This is a genomic window from Uliginosibacterium sp. sgz301328 (assembly GCF_041807905.1).
GTDB lineage: Bacteria > Pseudomonadota > Gammaproteobacteria > Burkholderiales > Rhodocyclaceae > JBGVSA01.
In genome coordinates, this window is sequence record NZ_JBGVSA010000010.1 from 1 (window position 1) to 22,533 (window position 22,533).

Here is a 22,533-nt window from a genome sequence, read left to right on the forward strand (position 1 = left end):
GTGGGCGACAAGGACGATGCGGGCAACGTCACGCGCGGTGAAGTCATGCTCGAAGACACGCGCGACAGCCTCATCTTCGGCCAGACGCGCCTGGTGGCCGCCATCGGCGTCAAGGACCTCGTGGTGGTGGAAACTCCGGACGCCGTGATGGTGGCCGACAAGGCGCGCTCGCAAGAGGTCAAAAAGGTCGTCGCCCGCCTGAAGGCAGAAGGCAAGACGCTGGCGCAGAACCACCGCAAGGTGTATCGCCCGTGGGGCTGGTACGACTCGATCGACATGGGTTCGCGCTTCCAGGTCAAGCGCATCGTGGTCAATCCAGGCGCCAAGCTTAGCCTGCAGATGCACCACCACCGGGCCGAGCACTGGATCGTGGTGACGGGCACGGCGGAGGTGACCTGCGGGGACAAGGTGTTCCTGCTGGGCGAGAACGAATCGACCTACATCCCGCTGGGCCACACGCACCGCCTGGCCAACCCCGGCAAGGTGCCGCTGGAGATCATCGAAGTGCAGTCCGGCTCGTATCTGGGTGAGGACGATATTGTGCGTCTGGAAGACACCTACGGGCGCATTGCATGAACGGAATGTTGCGGGGCCTGTGGCAGTACCGTGGATTCATCCTGGGTAGCGTCAAGCGAGAGTTTCAGACCAAATACCGCAATTCGCTGCTAGGTGCGCTGTGGACGGTGCTCAACCCGCTCGCGATGATCATTGTCTATACGGTCGTCTTTTCGGAGGTGATGCATAGTCGCTTGCCGGGGAGTGCCAGCAAATTCGCATACAGCATCTTCCTGTGCGCGGGCATCACGACTTGGGGCCTGTTTGCCGAGATCGTCGGCCGCGCGCAGAACGTCTTCATCGATAACGCAAATCTGATCAAGAAGCTCTATTTTCCCCGGCTATGCTTGCCGGTGATTATCGTATGCAGCGCGCTGGTGAACTTTGCCATCATCTTCGGACTGTTCGTCGCCTTCCTGCTGCTCTCCGGGAATTTCCCTGGTGAGGTACTCATCGGTGCCCTGCCATTGCTGGCGATTCTCGTCATGTTCGCGATCGGGCTGGGTATTACGCTGGGTGTGATGAACGTGTTCTTTCGCGATGTCGGCCAGTTCTTCGGGATCTTCCTCACGTTCTGGTTCTGGCTCACACCAATCGTCTATTTGCCGACGACTTTGCCGGAACACGTGCGAGCGATGCTTGCCTGGAATCCGATGTATGCCGTTATGACAGGTTTTCAGGGCATTTTCCTCGAGCAGCGTTGGCCGCAGTGGAGTGCGTTGGGGTATGTGACTGTGCTCGCAGTGGCGTTGTGCGCATTGGGAATGTATCTGTTTCGCCGCCATGTTGGCGAGATGGTGGATGAACTCTGATGAGCAGCATTTCTGTCGTCAATCTTGGCAAGGCCTATAAGCAGTACCCGAACAAATGGGCGCGGCTGGCCGAATGGTGCCGCCCCTCGTCCGCCAAACCGCTGCATGCGCTCAAGTGGGTGTTGCGGAACGTTTCGTTCAGCGTGGAGCCGGGCGATGCGCTTGGCATCATCGGCATCAACGGTGCAGGCAAGAGCACGCTGCTCAAGATGATTGTGGGGACGACGCGCCCCACAACCGGCAGTGTCGTAATCACCGGCCGTGTGGCGGCGTTGCTGGAATTGGGTATGGGATTCCATCCGGACTTTACCGGTCGTCAGAATGCATTCATGGCAGGGCAGTTGCTGGGATACAGCGTCGAGGAAGTCGAACGCTTGATGCCCGAGATCGAGGCCTTCGCTGAGATCGGCGAATACATTGACCAACCCGTGCGCGTGTACTCGAGCGGCATGCAGGTGCGGTTGGCATTCAGCGTTGCCACCGCGATTCGCCCGGATGTGCTCATCGTCGACGAGGCCCTGTCGGTTGGCGACACACATTTCCAGCACAAGAGTTTCCAGCGGATCAAGGAATTTCGGGAGCTCGGTACGACCTTGCTGATCGTGTCGCATGACAAGACCGCCATTCAGGCAGTGTGCGATCGCGCGATATTGCTCTCCGGCGGAGAGATCGCCATGGAGGGCGAACCCGAGGCCGTGATGGACTATTACAACGCGATGCTTGCCGATCATCAGAACCAGATGGTCGTGCAGGACGTGCGTGCCGATGGCAAGGTCCAGACTATCTCGGGTACGGGTGAGGCAACCATCTCCGAGGTCAGCCTGCGCAGCGCCGACGGCAAGGCGGTGGAAATTGTGAACGTCGGCCAACCGGTGACTCTCCGAGCCGGCGTCAATACGCGGGAGGCGTTGCCCGAGCTGGTCCTGGGTTATCTGATCAAGGATCGCCTGGGGCAACCGGTGTTCGGGACCAACACCTATCATCTCGGGCGCGCGCTGACCGATATTCCGGCCGGCGCGGACATGACATTCGAATTTGATTTTCCGGCCAATCTCGGCCCGGGGACCTATTCCATTTCGGTTGCCGTTCACACCTCGCACACCCATCTGGAAAGAAACTACGAGTGGCGCGACTACGCACTGGTATTTAACGTCGTGAACATCGATCGTCCATCGTTTTCGGGCGTCGCGTGGATTCCGCCCGTCGCCAGGTGCTCGTTGTGATCAAGGACTTCTACCGGCGCTTTGAAGATCGCCATCGCGGTTCGCGCGAGCTGATCAAAGGCCGCCTGCGTGCCTACGAGCCCTTCATTGCCCAAGTGACGGCACTCTATCCGGACGCCGCTGCGGTCGACATAGGGTGCGGGCGTGGAGAGTGGTTGGAGATTCTGCGTGAACATCGCTTGCAGGCGATCGGTGTCGATATGGACGCCGGAATGCTCCGCGCCTGCGAAGAGGCGGGGTTGAGCGTCGTCGAAGGTGATGGTCTGGCATATCTTGATAGCCTGCCGGCAGACAGTCAGGTGCTCGTCTCGGCCTTCCACGTGGCCGAGCACATCAGCTTCGACCAACTCTGCGATCTCGTCGCCAACGCCCTGCGCGTATTGAAGCCGGGCGGGCTTCTGGTGATAGAGACGCCGAACCCCGAGAACATCGTCGTCGGCACGCGCAACTTCTACATGGACCCGACACATCAGCGGCCAATCCCGCCACTACTCTTGTCGTCGGTCGCCGAGTTCTCCGGTTTCGACAGGGTCAAGACGCTGCGCCTCCAGGAGTCGCGCGAGCTGGCAGAGAGCCAGCACGCTGGAATTCTCGACGTGCTGGAGGGCGTGAGCCCCGATTATTCCATCGTTGCTCAGAAGGGCGCCGATGCCGAGACTCTCGCACGTTTCGATGAAGTGTTCGCGCGCCCGTATGGATTGACACTGGAAGAGTTGGCACTTCGCCACGACCGTAATCAAGAGGGCAGTATCCTGGGCTTTCAACAGCAGGCCATACAGGCTGAGTCTCGCGCGCAGCAATCCGAGGCTCGCGCTCAGCAGGCCGAGTCCCGTGCTCAGCAGGCGGAGTTCCGCGCGCAACAGGCAGAGGTGCGGACCCACCGCATAGAGGCGCGCCTCGACGCGGCGGAGAGCCGCGAGCAGGCCACAACAACGAAATGGGAAGGCCTGGTGGCCGAGCGCAACGCGGAGATCGAGCAGTTGAAGGCCGCTCTTTCAGCGGCACGAGACCAGGCTGATCAATTCCACGCCACCGTCAAATGCCTGCACGCAAGCACGTCATGGCGCATCACGCGCCCCATGCGGGGCATCAAGAAGCTCGTCACGGGCGAGCTGCGTGTCCTGGGCCCAAAGAATGGTGGTGCCGTCAGTTGGCGTGCCGCCGCACTGGAACGGGCGCGTGGAGTTCTGGCTCATGGAATCCGCTTTGTCTTTCTGCGCCCGTCCCTCCGCCGGGCGTTGAGCTGGAGACTGAAACGCTTCCCGTGGCTGCATCAGAGACTGCTGCGTGCCGGCGTGAATTCGGGTGCCATCCATCCCGATGGTTCGGTGCCAGAGGGACCGCTGAAGAATGCCCAGAAAGAGTTTGCGTCCACGCCGGACGATGGCCGCGAACTTACGCCGCGAGGCCAGGACGTCTACCGCCATTTGTCGAAGGCGATTGAGCAACGGAAGGCGCGGTCGTAATGCGTATAGTCATCGATATGCAGGGAGCACAGACCGAGAGTCGCTATCGCGGCATCGGTCGTTTTACGATGTCCTTCGCGCAGGCGATCGCACGAAATCGCGGCTCGCACGAGGTATTCCTTGCGTTGAGCGGGTTTTTCCCGGATACGATCCGGCCGATCCGCGAGGCCTTCGCCGGTCTCGTTCCCGCAGAGAATATCCGCGTCTGGTATGCGCCGGGCCCCGTGTTGCAGATGTCATCGGCAAACGCGGTTCGGGTGAAGATGGCCGAGCTGATTCGCGAGGCCTTCATCGCGGAGCTTCAACCGGATATCGTGCACCTCTGCAGCCTGTTTGAAGGCTATCTGGATGACGCTGTTACCAGCATCCGACGCTTCGATTCTCGCGTGCGGGTCAGCGTGACCTTGCACGATCTCATTCCGCTGCTCAACGCTGCTCAGTATCTGGATACCAATCCGTCATATAAGGATTACTACCTCCGCAAGGTCGAATACCTGAAGCAGGCCGATCTGATCCTCGCAATTTCGAAGTTCTCCATGCAAGAGGGCATCGATTGCCTTGGTATCGCCGCCGACCGCATTGGCTATGCGTCGAATGCCGTCGACGGCGATTTTCGCCCCGCGGTGGTTCCCGAAGCGGAGCGGAAGGCCTTGTTTGCGCGTCTGGGGATCGAACGCCCCTTCGTGTTGTATTCGGGTGGTGCCGATGAGCGCAAGAATCTCCCCCGACTGCTGCAAGCTTTTGCTGCGTTGCCGGAACACTTGAAGCGAGACTTTCAACTGGTGCTGGCAGGCCGGATCTCCGAAGGTGACGCCGGTCTGTTGCGACGCGCAGCAGCATCCAGCGGATTGCGGGACAGCGAGTGGCGCATGGTCGGATACGTCACTGACAAAGAACTCATCCAGCTCTATCAATCGTGCGCGCTGTTCGCTTTTCCGTCCTGGCACGAAGGTTTTGGACTGCCCGCGCTCGAAGCCATGGCATGCGGCGCTCCTGTCATTGCGGCGGGGACGTCGAGCTTGCCGGAAGTCGTCGGCAATCCGGACGCCCTCTTTGACCCGTTCGATGTCAGCAGCATCGCGCGCAAGCTCGAAGAGGCTCTTGCTGATGAGGCTTTCCGTGCATCGCTTCGAGAGCGCGGCCTGCAGCGGGTCCCGATGTTCTCGTGGGAAGAGACTGCACGGACCGCCGTGCAAGCTTTTGAACAACTGATCGACGCCGATGAGGCGGGGGCTGCGGCTCAGAAGCCCACTGGTGCGAAGCCTCGCCTTGCGTTCGTGTCGCCGCTGGCTCCGCAGCGCACCGGGATCGCCGGCTACAGCGGCGATCTGTTGCCTCAACTCGCCGAACACTACGACATCGAACTCATTGTCGAGCAACCGTCGGTGACGGATCCTTGGGCGCGGGATCACGGTCGAGTGCGCGACGTCGCGTGGTTCGTTGCGCACGCCTCCGAGATGGATCGGGTGATCTATCAGATGGGTAACTCTCCGTATCACTGGTACATGCTGCCGCTGATGAAGGAGATCCCTGGCGTCGTCGTCTTGCATGATTTCTTTCTGAGCAGCCTGCTTGCCTGGGCGGAGACCGTACTCGGCAGCACAGTCTGGAGTGGTTCGTTGCGTTCTTCGCACGGGTACTACGCATTGGCCCAACGGTACCGCGACGCAGAGGAAGCCAAGCGCAGATACCCCACCAATTTCGAGGTCCTGCAGTATGCAAAGGGGGTCATCGTACATTCGGAGCATTCGCGAGAATTGGGCGAGCGCTGGTATGGCGATGGCGTCACCCGCGACTGGAGGGTGATTCCCCTGGTGCGCAAGCCCGCCGCGCAGCATGATCGCCTTGAAGCCAAGGCGGCGCTGGGCCTGGCGCCAGACACCTTCGTCACGTGCTCGTTCGGTTTCATTGATCCGACCAAACTGAACCACCGCATCCTGGACGCTTGGTTGGGCAGCCAACTGGCGAAGGATGGGCGTTGCATCCTCGTGTTCGTCGGAGACAACCACAGTGGAGACTACGGCGCGCGTCTGACTGCAACGATTGCCGCGTCGGGCCTGCAGGATCGCATTCGCATCACCGGTTTTGCATCGGACGAAATGTTCGAGCAATACCTGAGCGTTGCCGACCTCGCTGTGCAATTGCGGACTCAATCGCGCGGCGAGACATCGGCGGCTGTGCTCGATTGCATGAATTACGGGATCCCGCTGATCTGCAATGCGCATGGATCTGCGGCCGAGGTGGATGCCGCGGCCATTTGCATGTTGCGCGACGATTTCGAAGACGCGGAACTCATCGAGTCGATCGAAGCCCTGGCCGGCGATGCCGACAGGCGTGCCGGCCTTGGTCATCTCGCCAGCACCATCATCCGTGAACGCCACTCGCCGAGCGCGTGCGCGGCACAGTATCGTGATGCGCTGGAGGGTTTCTACGCAAAATCAGCGCCGTGCTTGCCGGCCCTGGTCGGTAGCATCGCGGACCTCGCCCCGGAAGAGCTCGCCCGCGTGGATGTCGCCACGCTGGCGGAACAGATGGCAAAGACCTTCCCTCTGGCGTCGTCGTCGCGCCGCCTGATCATGGATGTCACCGCCACGCGTCGGACTTCGCTCAACACGGGTATCGAGCGAGTCGTCCGCAAGATAAGCGGCCATTGGCTGGCTTCATTGCCGGAAGGGCTGCGGGCCGACCCGGTCTTCCTGTCATCGGACGAAGAGGGGCGTTTCAGCTATCGCTGTGCCAATCAGTGGGCGATCGATCTGTTGGGCGGCGGCGAGTCCTCGCTCGCGGACGAGAAGATGGACTTCCGCGCTGGCGACGTCTTGATTGTGTTCGACGTCTCTGGCGACCCTCTGGTGCGCGCTGCAAAACAAGGGCTGTATCGCGATCTGTCGAACCAAGGGGTGGAGATCTGGGTGCTCACCTATGATCTGCTGCCGATTCTTTATCCCGCGTTCTTCCCTCCCGGCGCCAGCGAGGCATTCACGGAGTGGTTCGCAGCCGCGGCCGAACATGCTTCGGGTGTTGCATGTATTTCCGCCTGGTGCGCGCAAACCGTCCGCCAGTGGCTCGATGCCGAATTCGGCGCGCGGGCTCGCAATGTTCGAGTAGCTCATTTCCCGTTGGGCTCCGACTTCGCGCACTCAGTGGCAACCACCGAGCTATCCGGCGACGAGGAGGAGTTCCTGGCTGGCATGGACGGTAAGGTTACTTTCTTGTCGGTTGCCACGATCGAGCCACGCAAGGGACACCATCAGCTCATCGGCGCGTTCGAGCAGCTATGGGCGAGTGGTGTCGATGTGCGCCTTGTACTCGTCGGCAAAGAGGGGTGGCGCGATCTTCCCCCACACGCGCGCCGGACCATTCCGGCAATCGTGGAGCGTCTGCAGACGCATTCCGAACTCAACAAGCGCCTGTTCTGGCTGAACTCGGTCTCGGATGCTTTCCTGACGCGCATTTACGGACAGGCGTCGTGCTTTGTCTACGCGAGCGAAGGCGAGGGCTTTGGCCTGCCTCTGATCGAGGCGGCGCACCACGGTCTTCCTGTGCTGTCGCGCGACCTTGACGTCTTTCGCGAAGTACTGGGCGACAGAGCCACGTATTTTTCTGGTGACGCCAGTGCGCTGGCCGAAGCAGTCCGGAAATGGCTGGCGCTCGACGCGAAGGATGCTTTGCCGTCGCAGCGCGATGTCATATGGCCAACATGGGCGGAGAGCGCGGAACAGCTCGCACGCATCGTGGGGACGTCCAGTGTCCAGGGCTCCTGAGATGCGATCGGACGGGTTGAGCGCGACGGCGATTTCCAGACGTACGCAGCGCGATTTCACCTAAACACTTATTGCCTTACGCCGTGGTTTGCCATGGCGCCAAAATACAGATCAATTCTTCGTGGGGCGATATGCACATGCAACAGACATCTGGCCGCATTAGTTCGGTTGCCAGGGCGAACGGCAAGGAGAACGCGCTGCCGGTCATTCAGCCTGTGGCGACGCTGATTCGGATTCTTGGGCCGGTGCTGCTTGGCTTTGTTGTCCTGGCCGTGTTGCTTCTAGTGCGTGGTCGTTATCTGCAGACGGGTAGCAACGATCTCATTCAGCACTATCTACTTGTCGACGAGATCATGCAGCACGGTCATGTAAGGCCGTCGCCATTGCCGAATATCTGGGGAATGGAGTCCTACCCGCCGATGTCGCACTGGATGGCTGCGGTTGCGGGATGGATCGGCGGTTCGGGAATCGTTGGCATGATGCTGATAACGGTCGCCAGCATATACCTGAGCTACTCGGCGATGATGCGGACGATTTCGTCGACATCCTCCATCTTGGTGTTCGTGGCGCTTTTTTTTGCGCTGCAATTTTCGCTTTCGTTCGTAGGGTGGGAAGTCGTACAGACATTCTTCTATCCGCAGATAGTCGCAAACGTCGTCTATTTCTGCATGTTGCTGGTTGCGTCGAGACTCGCCAACTCAGAAGGACGCGCGACGCTACTGCTTGTTGCCGGCTGGGTGACGATGTGGATTCAGCCGGTAGTTGCAGTGCATATACTTGCGTTGGCGTGCTTTCTCGCACTGTTCGATGTGTTCGAGTCGCGCAGGGGCGGCAAGGCCCTGATCAGGTCGGTCGTCGTTTTCGTCGTGACCACCCTGGCTGCCGCCGCCGTCGTCCTCCTGAATCCCGTGTTCCGGACGATGAGAACGATTGCATCGAACGACGGATGGTTGATGCTGGGCTATTCAAATGTCGTGCTGGTGGCAGTCCTTTGCGGGGCGGTCGGTGCAGTCAACGTCTATCGTCGGCGCTCGAGAATCGATGTGGTACTGGGGTGCGCCGTATTGGCAGCGACCAGCCTGGTTGTGCTGCAATTCCTGGCCCTCAGATTGTTCGGTGACGGCTCGATGTATGCCGTGAAGAAGCACATGTTCATTGTGTTTACGCTCGGCGTCATGAATGTCGCTCGCATCGTTGCGTCGAAGCTTGAATTTGAGCGGATTGAAAATCTGCGTGCATGGGTCGCGCCTGTTGCTGCGGGATTTATGGCGCTGGTTCCACTGCGCGACTTCAAGGAGCCCATTCTGCCGGTCGTCCAGGCGATGAAATTCTCGGATAACGCCGTCAGCTACGTCATGCCAAGCTCAGACGTGAAATCCGGGAAAACTGTCTTTTGGGATCCGTCCGCCTCTGGTTTTGTGAATGTGCTGGTGACGGCAGGAGCAATCCAGCACGCTTTCGACAATCAGACAAATGCGTGGGTGCTTGGACAGAAAGCTGTCCCTGCCGATGCGAAGTTCGTCATAACGAAACGGACGGATGAGCTTTCGCAGAACTGCGACAAGATCGTCCTGCAAGGCCGCGTCTACGAAATCGTGGATGTGTCTTGCTTCCGGGGGTATCGGCCCGGGCAGAAGATCGAAATGAAGTCTGGCGGTCAAACTTGGCAGTACGGCACGTCGGGATGGTACGACCCGGAGGTTTGGGGGGTATGGGGCGGCGCGAGCAGCGAGCTGAAGCTCCACATTGTTCCGCCCTTGGCCCAGAAGGACTACGAATTGCGCCTTGAAGGAATGCCGTTCATCAGTCCCCGGCGCCCATCTCAGAACGTCGATGTCGTCGTGAATGGACGGAAGATCGCGCAATGGCATTTCGATGCGAACTCCCCGGACAAGCCTGTTGCAGCCACGATTCCGCGTGAGCTGATCGGCGACGGTTCCGTGGTAATCCGTTTCGATGCGCCGGATGCCATTTCTCCAGTGGATGCTCAGGTCTCCGTCGATCCAAGAAAGCTTGGTCTTGGGGTTCGGTCCGTGCAGATAGACGTTCTGAAATGAAAGTGCTTCAACGGACTGCCTGATTGGCGGTCTTGTTTTGTTCGACAAATCGTTGAAGATGAACTCATGAACGCAGTCATTCGGCAGGAGGTCTGAGCGCCCGCTTTTTTGTGATCGTCGCCGGCAAGCTGGGATTGATGTAGCGAGGTGGTTGTGGATCGAATGCCCGGCTGCTCAACAATCGTGAATGCAATCGGAGTTTGCGACTATCGGATATGGTTCCTGCCAGGAATCGGACGATTTTCGCGCTGTAGCGAAGAGATGATCAGTTGGCCTAGATATCTGCCGATGACTTACGACAGACAGAATTTGGATGTGGAGACAAAGACTCGTGTGTGGGTGCAGCCGCTCGCTCTGAGCGTTGCTGTCGTTTTGGTGTGGTGCGTTTATTTTCGCCGGACGAGCTGGGACGCTTTAGGTGCGCTCAACCTCACCCATGGGGACGCAGCACTGGTGCTGGGAACGGCCAAGGCCTACATGGACGGCGACATCTGGCCGGTCCTCCAAAAATTCGTGGCGCATCTTGGCGCCCCGTTCTCGGCCAACTGGAATGACTGGCCCGTCACGGAAGACTTTCTCATTGCCGGCATAGGCTGGACGGGGCGCTTGGTCGGACTGACGCAGGCCGGAAACCTGTTCGTGCTATTGGCCCATGTTCTGGCCGCCGTCTCCTTCTGGTTTGTCGCGAAGAAGATAAGAGTTTCGTCCGCCTTCGCGTTGATGGGCGGATTACTGTACGGCTTGAGCGTTTATGCCTTCGCGCGGGGGCTTTCGCATATCGTGCTCGCGATGTATTGGCACGTGCCACTGCTGCTGATGCTGACGTGGTGGACGTACACGCCCTGCCTTATTCGCGACGACATGCGCAAAACGGTGGCTGCGTGTGCAGTGGCTTTCATCGCGGGAACCTTGAATCCTTATTACTCGTGGATGGCGGTTCAACTCTTCGGCTTCGCTTTCGTGTTGCACGTGGTGCGCAAACAATACGCTTCGTGCTGGGTGCCGGTGTTGTTGATTGCCTGTATTGGCGCCGGGTTCTTTTGTTCGAACATCGACACATTCTCATATGTGTGGGGACACGGCAAAAACCCTGGCGCGATCGAGCGAGACCTGGCCGATTTGCAGCTGTATGGCCTGAGAGTTCCCGACCTGTTTTACCCATTCCAGGGTAACAACCTGCACTTCTGGCAGAGAATCGCGACGCGACTCTACGTCAGCAGAGCGGGCTCGCAGGGAGAAATGTGGTCCACTTACCTGGGTCTGGTGCCCGCTGTCGGTTTGCTCGGTTTGATCTGTTCCGGCGCCTACCGGGTGCTCTTGGGGCATCAACCGTCGGCCATGTGGTGGCAGGCGATATGGATCTTTGCCTACTCGGTGGTGGGCGGGGTGAATCTGTTGCTTGGGTCGCTCGGACTCACGCTCTTCCGCGCCACCAACCGCTTCAGTATTTTTCTGCTGACGCTAGGTCTCCTGTTTCTATGCCAGTGGGCCAGTCGGCGTCTTGATCCCAGGGCTGCATGGGTGGTTGCCGCGGCCATTGCCGTATTCGGTTTGTGGGATCAATTGCCTTCCAGGCCAAGTGCGCAGGACGTGGCCAATGAAGTGGCTGCTCTCCAGATCGACCGTGAATTTGCCGCGCGCCTGCAAGCGGGTATTCCTTCCAATGGCATGGTGTTCCAGTTGCCCGTGGCGGAATTTCCAGAGATCCCGCCCATCGTCGCGATGAATGACTATGAACATTTCCGACCGTACATTTTTACCTCCGGGGTGAGATATTCATACGGAACGACAAAGGGCCGCTTCGAAGCGGCCTGGCAGGCGACCACGGCCGGCAAGTCGGTTGCACAGATGGTTGATGATTTGGAAGCGTATGGATTCGACGCCGTCCTGATCAATCGTCGCGGGTACCTCGATCGAGGCGAGGCCTTAATTGGCGAGCTGCGTCAGCGCGGGTTGGACGTCGTCAGCGACTCCCCGGATCTGGTGGCTTTCCGTCTGGCGCCCAGCAATGCCGGAAAGCGGCCGGAGGTCGTAGGATTCGCGCGAAACTGGTCGACCGCGGAGGGGCCGAATCGCTGGGCCGTTGGGCGTAACGCGACGGTGATCCTTGCTAGGGGCGATGCGAACGACAAGCCGAAACGCGTGAGCTTCGATCTCGCCGTCCTGAGAGAACAGAAAGTGGATGTTCTCTGGAACGGAACGCTTGTCGATAGCTTTCGCATGACTCCCGGGGAGCCCAAGAGATTCGACCGAGTCCTTACAATGACCCAAGCGTTCAACACGTTGGAGCTGCGTTCGGATACGGAACCTGCGCTGCCCGGCAATGGCGACCCGCGTATGTTGTCATTCAAACTATCGGAATTCTCGACCAACTAATTGCACTGAAAGGCAAGGCAATGAAAGCAGTCATTCTGGCGGGCGGATTGGGAACACGGCTGAGCGAAGAGACCGTCGTCAAACCCAAACCCATGGTCGAGGTCGGCGGTAAGCCGATGCTGTGGCACATCCTGAAGATCTATTCCAGCCACGGCGTGAATGACTTCATCATATGCTGCGGCTACAAGGGGTACCTGATCAAGGAGTACTTCGCCAACTACTTTCTGCACATGTCGGACGTCACCTTCGACATGCGAGAGAACACCATGCAAGTCCATCACAAAAAGGCCGAGCCGTGGCGTGTAACGCTGGTTGATACGGGTGAGAGCACCATGACCGGCGGACGCCTGAAGCGCATTGCGCCGCACGTGGGGGACGACGACTTCTGTATGACCTACGGTGACGGGGTTTCGGACGTGGACGTCGGCGCCCTCATTGCTTTCCACAGGCAGCACGGCAAGTTGGCGACCGTGACGGGTGTGCAGCCGCCCGGACGCTATGGCTCGCTCGATCTGAACGGCACCAACGTCAAGTCCTTCCTCGAAAAACCCAACGGCGATGGCGGCTGGATCAACGGCGGTTTCTTCGTGTTGTCGCCCAAGGTACTTGATCTGGTCGAAGGTGACGAGACCATCTGGGAGCGGGAGCCGATGGAAGCATTGGCAACGCAAGGTCAGCTGGAAGCCTATTTCCACAGCGGCTTCTGGCAACCGATGGACACCATGCGCGACAAGGTCAATCTGGAAAGCCTCTGGGAGGCGGGGCGCGCGCCATGGAAGGTCTGGAAATGAACGTCGAATTCTGGCGCGGTCGTCGGGTCTTCCTGACCGGGCATACCGGTTTCAAGGGGAGCTGGCTGTCGCTATGGCTGGAGTCTGCTGGCGCCTGCGTGACCGGCTACGCGTTGCCTGCGCCGACTTCACCCAGTCTGTTCGAAGTTGCCAAGGTGGCCCAGGGCATGGAGTCGTCGGTGATGGGCGACGTGCGCGATCTGGAGTTGCTCACTGCCTCCATGCGCGAAGCCCGCCCCGAAGTGGTGATCCACATGGCTGCGCAGGCCCTCGTGCGGTACTCGTACGAGCATCCCGTTGAGACCTATGCGACGAACGTCATGGGCACGGTCAATGTTCTCGAAGCCGTGCGCCGTGTTGGCGGTGTGCGTTCAGTCGTCGTGGTCACCAGCGACAAGTGCTACGAAAATCGCGAATGGCCTTGGGGTTATCGCGAGAACGAGCCAATGGGTGGGCACGACCCGTACAGCAACAGCAAAGGTTGCGCCGAGTTGGTGACGGCGGCGTATCGCGACTCTTTCTTTGCGCCGGCGCGTTGGAGTGATCATGGTGTGGCGCTGGCATCCGGCCGTGCCGGCAACGTGATCGGCGGCGGCGACTGGGCCTTGGACCGCTTGATTCCCGATATCCTGCGCGGCATCGCAGCCAATGAAGAGGTCGTCATCCGCAGCCCGGGTGCGATCCGTCCGTGGCAGCACGTTCTCGAGCCGCTTTCGGGTTACCTGTTGCTGGCCGAGCGTCTGTATCACGATGGCCCCGTGTTTGCCGAGGGCTGGAACTTCGGTCCGCACGACGAAGACGCGCGACCGGTGTCGTGGATCGTCGAGAAAATGGTCGCAATGTGGGGGCCGCAAGCGCGCTATCGCATTGATGCGCCCGCCGACGCCCCCCACGAAGCCAATTACCTCAAGCTCGATTGCTCCAAGGCGCGCCAGCGTCTGGACTGGCATCCGCGTTGGCGCCTGCATTCGACCCTGCAACGAATCTGCGAGTGGCAGCACGCATGGCTCGACGGTGAAGACATGCGCACCTTCACGCTTGGCCAGATCGAAGCGTACACACATACCCCGGCACATTTGCCTCAGAACGATTGATGACCATCATGCAAGACAGAAACGAAAAACTCGCAGCCCTGCGCCAGGACATCGCCAAGATGGTCGATGAGTACGCGCGTATTCAATACGAGCCGCGCGCTTTTGTGCCCGGCGCGAGCGTTGTGCCTCCTTCAGGCAAAGTGATCGACGGTGAAGAACTCAAGCTGATGGTTGAAGCTTCGCTGGACGGATGGCTGACTACCGGTCGCTTCAACGACGAGTTTGAAAAGCGCTTGGCGGCGTTCATTGGCGTCGGCCACCTGATCACCACCAACTCGGGTTCGTCTGCCAACCTGTTGGCCTTCGCAACGCTGACTTCGCACAAGCTGGGCGAGCGCGCCATCCGTCCGGGGGACGAAGTCATCGGTGTCGCGGCAGGTTTTCCCACGACAGTCAATCCGATCCTGCAGTTCGGCGCAGTGCCGGTCTTCGTAGACGTCGAACTGGGGACCTACAACATCGACGTGACCAAGCTCGAAGCCGCGATCACACCGAAAACCAAGGCAATCATGCTGGCCCATACACTGGGCAATCCGTACAACCTCGCTGCCGTGAAGGCGATGTGTGAAAAGTACGGACTGTGGCTGGTTGAGGACTGCTGCGACGCGCTGGGTTCAACCTACGACGGCAAGCTCGTCGGCACCTTTGGTCACATCGGCACGCTTAGCTTCTACCCGGCGCACCACATCACCATGGGTGAAGGCGGTGCTGTCTTCACCAACGATCCCGGCCTCAAGCAGATCGCCGAATCGTTCCGTGACTGGGGGCGCGACTGCTACTGCCCACCGGGCAAAGACAACACCTGCGGCAAGCGTTTCTGCTGGAAGCTGGGCAGCCTGCCTGAAGGGTATGACCACAAGTACACGTATTCGCACCTGGGCTACAACCTCAAGATTACCGACATGCAGGCTGCATGCGGTCTGGCGCAGTTGGAAAAGGCACCGAAACTCATCGAGGCCCGCAAGCGGAATTTTGCATACCTGAAGGAAAAGCTGCAGTCCTGCGCTGACTTCCTGATCCTGCCGGAAGCCACCCACAACAGCGATCCTTCGTGGTTCGGCTTCCCCATCACGATCAAGCCCGAAGCAGGTATCAATCGGGTGGATCTGTTGCAGTATCTCGATCAAAACAAGATCGGCACTCGTCTGCTGTTCGCCGGCAATCTGACACGCCAGCCGTACATGATCGGTCGCAATTTCCGCATCAGCGGCGAATTGACCAACACCGACATCATCATGAACCAGACCTTCTGGGTGGGAATTTACCCCGGGCTGACACAGGAGATGCTCGATTTCACTGTGGAGAAAATCGAGACGTTCCTGGGGGTGAATTTTTGATCCAGGCGCCACGAATCTTCTCGTCAAAACTACAGGGTCGGCCTTGGCTCATTTCGAACATCCGGCGGTGCGCCATGCAGCACGAAACGACAAATGACCCCTGGTCTCGTGACAGCGCACTGACGCAGACGTCCCACGTCCGTGGGACTATCGGCGCATGCATGCCAGAAATACGGTCTACCACCCACAACAGCAAGGAAACAGGCACATGGCTCGGGCTCTAATCGTTGGCGGTGGCGCAATTGGCCGGGGTTTCGTCCCCTGGCTTCTGGATGCGTTTGAACTGGATATCCTGGATGCCTCGCCGGATCTCGTGAATGGAATCTCCTCGAGAGGAGGGTTTCTTTCATTCATGAGCGATGGTGAGCGGTTGCTGGAAAAGTGGGTCCGGCCGCATCGTATTGCGACGACTTTTGACGCGCTGGAGCCCCTGCAGTACGACATAGCATTCATTTCGGTAGGGCCGCGCAACACAACGCGGCTACCCGCCGGAATAGAAAAGCTGCGCTGCCCGATTTTCAGTCTCGAGAACGACCCGATCACGGTTGATTGGATCAAGCAATCGTATGGACTGAACGCGGTCTACTTCGGGGTGCCGGACGTCATTACGTCTTCGACGGCGTCGCCGGACAACCTCGCTCGCGATCCCTATGCCATTCACACCGAAAATGGTGTGCTCTATCTTCAGCGTCCGCCTGAGTTGGATCTGTCGTTGGAGCGCTTGCTGCCGGACGTCCACTGGCTGCCGGTGGAGCGCTTGAATCAGGAGTGGGACGCCAAGCTCTACATCCACAACACGCCACATTGCATCGCCGCTTATCTGGGGCATATGGCGGGCTGCACCTACCTGCATGAAGCGCTGGCCAAACCGGCGATTCAGCGCGCCGTCGACGGCGTGATCGATGAACTGCTGTGCGCGCTCAAGATGGTAACGCCCTACGACCATCACTTCATCGAGTCCTATGCGATCAAGGAAGTGCGTCGATTCTCGAATCGCTTGCTATTCGACCCCGTTTCGCGCGTTGCTCGCGAGCCGCTGCGCAAGCTGCATCCTTCGGGGCGGTTGATGGGCGCATTGAGGCTGCTGCTGTCCACCGGCGTCAACCCGACGTACCTGATGGCCGGCATCGCAGCAGCCCTGTGTTATGCCGACAAGAACGACAGGGACTACGTCCAGCTTTCCGAACTCGAGGAGTTTGGCATTCCAGCATTCCTGAAATACCACCTTGGTTTGGATGAACAGAGCATTGAGTCCGAGTTTGTTGCCAGACACTATGCGGACGCTGTCCGTTTTCTCCGCAGGGAAATCGTATGAAGCTACTCAACCTTGCTGCCCGAGTCTCGTGTGCGTTTAGCTCCCGTAATTCGCAACAGACGCGCACGGTTCAGAAAGTGAAAGACAACCAGAGTCGCGATGTCGTCACCGAGCTGGATATGAGGCTGCATCGCATCTCCGAGCGGTTCGTCGCCGAGCGGCTCCCCGGATGCCGTCTGTTGTCCGAAGAGGGCGGGCACGAAGCTCTGGATACCGGCGAAATATGGGAAGGTGAATGGTTGATCGTCGACCCCCTGGACGGATCGAACAACCATGCGCTGGCGATGCCGAACTATGGCTACATGGCGGCCCATCTGCGGGACGGACGTCTGGACGGCGCCGTCATCGTGGTGCCTGAACACAATCAATACATCGTGCTTGAAGCCGGGCAAAGCCTGTACTCCCAGCCTTTGCCGTTGGCCGGGTCCAGTGAACACGGAACGGTCTATTACGCCTATCCGCCGAAGCAGGACAAGCAGGCACGGCAAGCCCGCGGCGCATTGCAGGACCTGATCGACGCTGAGTCAGCGGGGATGTATCGGTATGGCTCCGCCTGCGCAGGTCTCTATCAGTTGCTCTGTGGCAGACACATGGCATTCATTGGTCATGGCATCCGTGTGTGGGATGCCATCGCGTTCCTGCCGGTGCTGGCGTCCAGGCAGATTCCCGTCAAGTACGCCATCACGGGGCGGAGCATCACCGTCGTGGCCGGGACGAAAGCAGGTTTTCTTGAAGGCGCGGAGCAGATCCTGAAAGCGGAACAAGGCTTGGCTTTGCACACTTTCCGTAATGACAGTCTGAGGGCCGACGCACAATGAATATCCCGCTTTATCTCTTCTGCGGCGGACCCGCCTACGATAGCGAGGGGCGGCCCAAGCCCCTGATGAAAATCCGCGAGGACCGCAGTCTGCTCGTGCATTTTCTGCTCTATCTGAAGCGCCACCGTTCGTCCATGCCTGCGAGCGTCACCCTGTTGTGCGACGACGGACAAGAAGCCGCGCTGGCAGCCGAAGTGGCTGGGGTGCCATACCCCGTACCCATTCACATCCAGGCTTGTGGCGCGGGCGCCAATACGTTCGAGAAATTCTCTCATGCGCTGCGGGGAGCAGTTGACCATAACGCGTTGGTCCAGTTCGGGTATCCAGATATCTTCTTCGACGAGTTTTCTGAACCTCACAGGGAAGCCCTGGAGTCGGAGTCCTCGGTGCATATCAGCGCGGCAGCACTCACCAGCAGATTCCCCAGGCTGATCGTCGACGTCTACAACAGCAAGGTCAAAGGAATTTCAAACTACAGCAGCCCCGTTCCTGCGAATCCGCTACATGTGTTCGGGGGAGACCTGTGGGGGCGAGTGGGCGATCTGCTGGCGCTCGTCGAAGACTTTCGGTCACAGACTACAGCGCCATCGCCCAGCCTCGAATACGACTTTTTCTTTTGGCTGATTAACCATGACAGGATGCGCTGCGTGATGCTGCATGGTGAGCGGATGTGGATTGATTCCATTCGCGACATCCACCAGCTTTTGGCCAAGACGGGTGATCTTTGATGAAGTACTCAGAACTGCTTGGAGAGTGGCTCGTCGAGCTTGGTTACACCCACTGCTTCTTTGTGGCAGGGGGCGGCATCATGCATTTGCTGGATGGCGTTCGTAACCGTTTCGAGTGCATTCCCGTCGTCCACGAAGTCTCTGCTGGTATTTCCGCGGAGCACTTCAATCAGTGCGCTCAGAACGGTCAGCGTGCTTTTGCGCTCGTAACGACCGGGCCCGGACTAACTAATGTCGTCACCGCAGTGGCCGGATGCTATGTCGAGCATCGCGAACTTCTGGTCATCGCCGGCCAGGTAAAGTCCACCGATCTGCTGACCCATCCGGAGAGGCAGCGCGGCGTGCAGGAAGTGGACGGAAGTGCCATTTGTGCTCCGGTCTCTGTACGTAGCGAGTGTCTGCGTGCGCCGATCTCGCGTTCCCGGTTCCTGTCATTGGCTCGTCTTGCCCAAGGCCCGCATCCCGGGCCCGTCGTCATTGAGGTGTGTCTTGATGTTCAGGGCGCCGCGGTAGACCGCGACACGCTCTGCAAAGAATCAGGTCCCACGACTCGTCTGGAGATCGCACCCCGCGAAGACGACATTGCCAGCATGAGGAAGCTGCTCAACGGCGCCCGGCGCCCCCTCATGTTGTTTGGCGGTCTATTGACCAGAGAGGCCGCATGGAATGCGCTGCCTGTATTCGAGCGCATGGGCCTGCCCATTGCCACCACGACGAGCGCTATTGATCGTGTGCCCACTGCGTCTCCCGTTTTTGCGGGAAGGCCTGGAACCTGGGGTGGCCAACGGGCCGCAAATCTGATTTTGGCGCAAGCGGATGTCGTCATTGTCCTTGGAGCGCAGCTAGACCTTCAGCAGACGGGCTTCAATTACCGCGAGTACGCGCCGCAAGCGCGATTGGTGCATGTCTTTCCTTCCCAAGCCGAACTCGACCGTGTTGGTCCGCCGAGTCACAGCAAAGTGCTCGCCTCTCCCGATGCTGCGCTTGCCGCATTGCTGCCAGGGATCCATTGGGAGGACAAGGATGGGTGGAGCGACTATGTGCAGGAGGTCAGAGCCCAGATTCCCGTCCTTGAGCCGGCCAACACGAGTGCTCCTGGGTATGTGAACTCCTTCCGCTTTCTGGGAAATCTCTCGCGCGCCACACAACCATCGGACGTGCTCGCTCTCTGCTCCAGCGGCGGTACCTTTACGGGGGCGCTGCAGAGTTACGAAGTCGCGTCTGGGCAGTTGGCCACCACCAGTGCTGCGCATGCCAGCATGGGATATGGACTGGCGACCGCCATCGGAGCCGCTTTTGCCGATCGCTCCCGTCGTGTCGTGCTTACCGAAGGGGAGGGAGGCTTCGCCCAGAACCTCCAGGAGCTGGCGGTCATCAAACGCTTTTCGTTGCCGATCAAGATCTTCCTGCTCGAGAACCAAGGTTACGCGTCAATCCGTGCCACGCAGAAGAAATTCTTCAACGGGGCCTATCTGGGCTGTGACCCGGAAACCGGGCTTGGTTTTCCCAACTGGGAGAAGCTATTCGAGGCCTACGATATCCCGTGTCGTGTTCTCCGCGAAAACGACGCAGAGGAAGGCGCTTTGCGCAAGCTGTTGGACGATCGCTCCGGGCCGGAGGCGTGGGTGGTTCGCGTGGATCCGAACCAACCCAATTGGCCTGCTGTGTCTACCGTCCTGGCCGCAGATGGTTCGCTGACGTCGAGCCCGCTGTATGACATGCTCCCTGGATTGCCCGATGACATGTTGGCCCGCGTTGGGCGCTACCTTCCTGGCAGGTGACGACATGGGGCCTTTTTTCCCCTTCAATTCTGCATTGGTCGAGCAGCTTCGTTCCTCCGAAACGCGATACTTCATCGTCGGTGCCGGGGGATGGATCGGACGTGCCTGCGCGGAGTACCTTGCCTCTGTACTGGGTGAGGCCGCGCTGGAGCGTGTGTTCTTGTTCGGCTCATCCGCCCGTACTCTTTGCACGAATACAGGCGTCCGTCTGCCTGTGCTCGAGCTCGGGCACGCTACCGATATGCATTTGTTGCCGGGTCGTCCGACGGTCGTCCTGCATTGTGCATTTCTGACCATGGATAAAGTGGGCGGAATGTCGGCGGAAGACTACGTTGCACGCAATCTGAAAATCCGTCGTCAGACGGCCGACCTAATGAAGATGTGCGGCGCAACTGGTGTCGCGGTATTGTCCTCGGGGGCGGTCTATGATTTTCTGTCGCCCCGTCCCGGACGTCCTGCCGACGCCAATCTGTACGGTCGCCTCAAGTTCGAAGACGAATGCTATTTCGCGGGCATCGCAGATGCGCTCGGGGCGAATTATCTCTGTCCCCGCGTATTCAATCTGTCCGGCCCGTACATCAATAAGCCTGAAACGTATGCGCTAGCGTCATTCATTCTCGATGCGCTACAGGGACGGGCGATCAATATTCGCGCCAACCGCCCGGTGATGCGCGCCTACATGCCGGTGCAGACTTTAATTGAAACATCTCTGTCGTTGCTTGCTGCCGGACGCTCGCCAGGGGTGTTCGACTATGCCGGCGGAGCCGAAATCGAAGTCGGCGCGCTGGCACAGTTGGTGATCGACGTGATCGGGAGTTCCGCCCGTATCGAACGTCCTGAACTGGACGCAACGCTCGCCACCGATCGCTACATTGGCAACGGCGATTTCCTGGCGGCGGTCATGGGTGAATGCGGGATGGTTATGCGCGACGTGCGCGATCAAGTTCTTGATACCACTGCCTATCTGCGCGCGCAGGAAGGAACTGCAGCATGAGCGGCGCGTGCGAAACGATCCGCCGACTTGAAGCCCGCATCGCTCATCGGGTCGACCCGCGCTTCGTGCGGTTCCTGTTCGTCGGTGTTTTGAACACGCTGTTCGGATACGGCGTATACGCGCTCTGTCTGTTTGTCGGGCTGCATTATGCAGTGGCGACTTTGCTGTCGACTGTGCTGGGTGTGTTGTTTAACTTCGTGACCACCGGCCGATTGGTGTTCTCGTCGCGCGAGAACAGGCTCCTCTGGCGTTTTGCTCTCGTGTACGCGCTGCTCTATCTCTTCAACATTGCATGCATCGGTGCGCTGCAACGGCTTGGCATGAACGCCTATTGGGCGGGTGCGTTGATGCTCTTTCCGATGGCCGTCTTGGCATTCGTGCTCAACAAGAAACTGGTATTCCGAAATGCGTAAGCTGATCAGTATCGTGACCCCATGCTTCAATGAGGAGGACAACGTCGACGAGTTGTGCTCGCGCATTGCGCAAGTCATGGAGCATCAGCCCTACGACTACGAACACATTCTCATCGACAACTGTTCATCGGACCGGACGGTCGAGCGGGTTAAGGCCATCGCCCAACGGGACAGCCGCGTGAAACTCATCGTCAATGCGCGCAACTTCGGACATATTCGCTCGCCGTACTACGGCATCCTGCAGTCCCGCGGAGACGCGTGTGTGCAGATCGCCTCCGACCTGCAGGACCCGCCGGAAATGATCCCGGAGTTCATCAAAAAGTGGGAGGAAGGTTACAAGGCAGTGTTTGCCGTGAAACCCGAGAGCGAAGAAAGCGCACTGATGTTCTGGTTGCGTCGCTCGTACTATCGGTTCATTGCTCGCATATCCGAAGTCTCCCTTGTCCAGAACGCCACTGGAGCCGGCCTATTCGACAAGGCTTTGGTGGATGTTCTCCGTGACCTGCGCGATCCATACCCGTATTTCCGTGGGCTGGTGTGCGAGATCGGTTTCCCAATTGCGACTGTGCCGTTTCGGCAGCCACGGCGTAAGCGGGGCGTGACCAAGAACAATTTCTATACGCTCTATGACATGGCGATGCTCGGCATCACCAATCATTCGAAGGTGCCGCTGCGCCTGATGACCATGGCGGGCTTTGCGCTGTCGATCTTGAGCTTGGTGATCGCCTTCGGTTTTCTGGTTGCAAAGCTGCTGTTCTGGAATCTCTTCCAAGTTGGTATCGCGCCGGTGCTGATCGGGTTGTTCTTCTTCGGTGGCATCCAGATGTTCTTCATTGGACTGCTTGGCGAGTACGTCGGAGCGATTCACACCCAGGTCCGCAACATGCCTCTCGTAGTGGAGTCCGAGAGAGTGAACTTCGACAAGGGCCGCGGCACTTCGAATGACGACAACGAGATTGTCGGTGAACGAGACCGCGCTCGTATCTGAACCCTGTTACCACCCATGGAT

Annotated in this window: 17 protein-coding genes; all 17 read left to right on the forward strand. The window is 59.1% G+C overall.

Annotated features, from left to right (window positions below; genetic code table 11):
* Nucleotides 1-576, forward strand: a 576-nt coding sequence (locus ACDA63_RS09220; protein WP_373662936.1) for a cupin domain-containing protein, incomplete at its 5' end; no start/stop codon positions are given.
* A complete protein-coding gene (locus ACDA63_RS09225) occupies nt 573-1,367 on the forward strand; it encodes an ABC transporter permease (RefSeq protein WP_373662937.1) in 795 nt (264 codons plus the stop codon). The genes ACDA63_RS09220 and ACDA63_RS09225, both read left to right, overlap by 4 nt.
* Nucleotides 1,367-2,590, forward strand: a complete 1,224-nt coding sequence (locus tag ACDA63_RS09230; protein ID WP_373662938.1) for an ABC transporter ATP-binding protein — start codon at nt 1,367-1,369, stop codon at nt 2,588-2,590. Before ACDA63_RS09225 ends, ACDA63_RS09230 begins: the two co-directional genes overlap by 1 nt.
* Nucleotides 2,587-4,056: a methyltransferase domain-containing protein gene (locus ACDA63_RS09235; protein ID WP_373662939.1), complete on the forward strand. Its 1,470-nt coding sequence runs from the start codon at nt 2,587-2,589 to the stop codon at nt 4,054-4,056. The genes ACDA63_RS09230 and ACDA63_RS09235 overlap by 4 nt, the downstream gene beginning before the upstream one ends.
* Entirely contained in the window at nt 4,056-7,820 is a 3,765-nt protein-coding gene (locus ACDA63_RS09240) for a glycosyltransferase (RefSeq protein ID WP_373662940.1), read from the forward strand. The genes ACDA63_RS09235 and ACDA63_RS09240 overlap by 1 nt, the downstream gene beginning before the upstream one ends.
* Before the next feature lie 137 nt (nt 7,821-7,957).
* Entirely contained in the window at nt 7,958-9,877 is a 1,920-nt protein-coding gene (locus ACDA63_RS09245; RefSeq protein WP_373662941.1) for a hypothetical protein, read from the forward strand.
* A gap of 288 nt (nt 9,878-10,165) precedes the next feature.
* Nucleotides 10,166-12,253, forward strand: a complete 2,088-nt coding sequence (locus ACDA63_RS09250; RefSeq protein WP_373662942.1) for a hypothetical protein — start codon at nt 10,166-10,168, stop codon at nt 12,251-12,253.
* 20 nt (nt 12,254-12,273) lie between these two features.
* Nucleotides 12,274-13,044 carry a glucose-1-phosphate cytidylyltransferase gene (gene rfbF, locus ACDA63_RS09255; RefSeq protein ID WP_373662943.1) on the forward strand — a complete coding sequence of 257 codons (771 nt, stop codon included), beginning with the start codon at nt 12,274-12,276 and terminating at the stop codon, nt 13,042-13,044.
* Nucleotides 13,026-14,138 (forward strand): CDP-glucose 4,6-dehydratase, encoded by a 1,113-nt coding sequence (gene rfbG, locus ACDA63_RS09260; protein ID WP_373662944.1) that lies wholly within the window; start codon nt 13,026-13,028, stop codon nt 14,136-14,138. Before rfbF ends, rfbG begins: the two co-directional genes overlap by 19 nt.
* An 8-nt stretch (nt 14,139-14,146) precedes the next feature.
* Nucleotides 14,147-15,475: a lipopolysaccharide biosynthesis protein RfbH gene (gene rfbH / locus ACDA63_RS09265; protein ID WP_373662945.1), complete on the forward strand. Its 1,329-nt coding sequence runs from the start codon at nt 14,147-14,149 to the stop codon at nt 15,473-15,475.
* 208 nt (nt 15,476-15,683) lie between these two features.
* Nucleotides 15,684-16,790 carry a hypothetical protein gene (locus ACDA63_RS09270; protein WP_373662946.1) on the forward strand — a complete coding sequence of 369 codons (1,107 nt, stop codon included), beginning with the start codon at nt 15,684-15,686 and terminating at the stop codon, nt 16,788-16,790.
* A complete protein-coding gene (locus ACDA63_RS09275) occupies nt 16,787-17,608 on the forward strand; it encodes an inositol monophosphatase (RefSeq protein WP_373662947.1) in 822 nt (273 codons plus the stop codon). Before ACDA63_RS09270 ends, ACDA63_RS09275 begins: the two co-directional genes overlap by 4 nt.
* A complete protein-coding gene (locus ACDA63_RS09280; RefSeq protein ID WP_373662948.1) occupies nt 17,605-18,336 on the forward strand; it encodes a hypothetical protein in 732 nt (243 codons plus the stop codon). The genes ACDA63_RS09275 and ACDA63_RS09280 overlap by 4 nt, the downstream gene beginning before the upstream one ends.
* Nucleotides 18,336-20,117, forward strand: a complete 1,782-nt coding sequence (locus ACDA63_RS09285) for a thiamine pyrophosphate-binding protein (protein ID WP_373662949.1) — start codon at nt 18,336-18,338, stop codon at nt 20,115-20,117. The genes ACDA63_RS09280 and ACDA63_RS09285 overlap by 1 nt, the downstream gene beginning before the upstream one ends.
* Before the next feature lie 4 nt (nt 20,118-20,121).
* A complete protein-coding gene (locus ACDA63_RS09290; RefSeq protein ID WP_373662950.1) occupies nt 20,122-21,111 on the forward strand; it encodes an NAD-dependent epimerase/dehydratase family protein in 990 nt (329 codons plus the stop codon).
* The gene (locus ACDA63_RS09295; RefSeq protein ID WP_373662951.1) at nt 21,108-21,524 is read left to right on the forward strand and encodes a GtrA family protein; all 417 of its coding nucleotides are present in this window, start codon (nt 21,108-21,110) and stop codon (nt 21,522-21,524) included. Before ACDA63_RS09290 ends, ACDA63_RS09295 begins: the two co-directional genes overlap by 4 nt.
* Nucleotides 21,517-22,512 (forward strand): glycosyltransferase, encoded by a 996-nt coding sequence (locus ACDA63_RS09300; protein ID WP_373662952.1) that lies wholly within the window; start codon nt 21,517-21,519, stop codon nt 22,510-22,512. The genes ACDA63_RS09295 and ACDA63_RS09300 overlap by 8 nt, the downstream gene beginning before the upstream one ends.
* The last annotated feature ends 21 nt before the right edge of the window (nt 22,513-22,533 follow it).

Excerpts from the sequence above, each read along its gene's own strand:
- rfbG (WP_373662944.1), top strand. The coding sequence starts at position 13,026 with ATGGAAGGTCTGGAAATGAACGTCGAATTCTGGCGCGGTCGTCGGGTC.
- ACDA63_RS09250 (WP_373662942.1), top strand. The coding sequence starts at position 10,166 with ATGACTTACGACAGACAGAATTTGGATGTGGAGACAAAGACTCGTGTG.
- ACDA63_RS09245 (WP_373662941.1), top strand. The coding sequence starts at position 7,958 with ATGCAACAGACATCTGGCCGCATTAGTTCGGTTGCCAGGGCGAACGGC.
- ACDA63_RS09225 (WP_373662937.1), top strand. The coding sequence starts at position 573 with ATGAACGGAATGTTGCGGGGCCTGTGGCAGTACCGTGGATTCATCCTG.
- ACDA63_RS09280 (WP_373662948.1), top strand. The coding sequence starts at position 17,605 with ATGAATATCCCGCTTTATCTCTTCTGCGGCGGACCCGCCTACGATAGC.
- ACDA63_RS09285 (WP_373662949.1), top strand. The coding sequence starts at position 18,336 with ATGAAGTACTCAGAACTGCTTGGAGAGTGGCTCGTCGAGCTTGGTTAC.
- ACDA63_RS09290 (WP_373662950.1), top strand. The coding sequence starts at position 20,122 with ATGGGGCCTTTTTTCCCCTTCAATTCTGCATTGGTCGAGCAGCTTCGT.
- ACDA63_RS09300 (WP_373662952.1), top strand. The coding sequence starts at position 21,517 with ATGCGTAAGCTGATCAGTATCGTGACCCCATGCTTCAATGAGGAGGAC.
- ACDA63_RS09230 (WP_373662938.1), top strand. The coding sequence starts at position 1,367 with ATGAGCAGCATTTCTGTCGTCAATCTTGGCAAGGCCTATAAGCAGTAC.
- ACDA63_RS09275 (WP_373662947.1), top strand. The coding sequence starts at position 16,787 with ATGAAGCTACTCAACCTTGCTGCCCGAGTCTCGTGTGCGTTTAGCTCC.
- rfbH (WP_373662945.1), top strand. The coding sequence starts at position 14,147 with ATGCAAGACAGAAACGAAAAACTCGCAGCCCTGCGCCAGGACATCGCC.
- rfbF (WP_373662943.1), top strand. The coding sequence starts at position 12,274 with ATGAAAGCAGTCATTCTGGCGGGCGGATTGGGAACACGGCTGAGCGAA.
- ACDA63_RS09295 (WP_373662951.1), top strand. The coding sequence starts at position 21,108 with ATGAGCGGCGCGTGCGAAACGATCCGCCGACTTGAAGCCCGCATCGCT.
- ACDA63_RS09240 (WP_373662940.1), top strand. The coding sequence starts at position 4,056 with ATGCGTATAGTCATCGATATGCAGGGAGCACAGACCGAGAGTCGCTAT.
- ACDA63_RS09270 (WP_373662946.1), top strand. The coding sequence starts at position 15,684 with ATGGCTCGGGCTCTAATCGTTGGCGGTGGCGCAATTGGCCGGGGTTTC.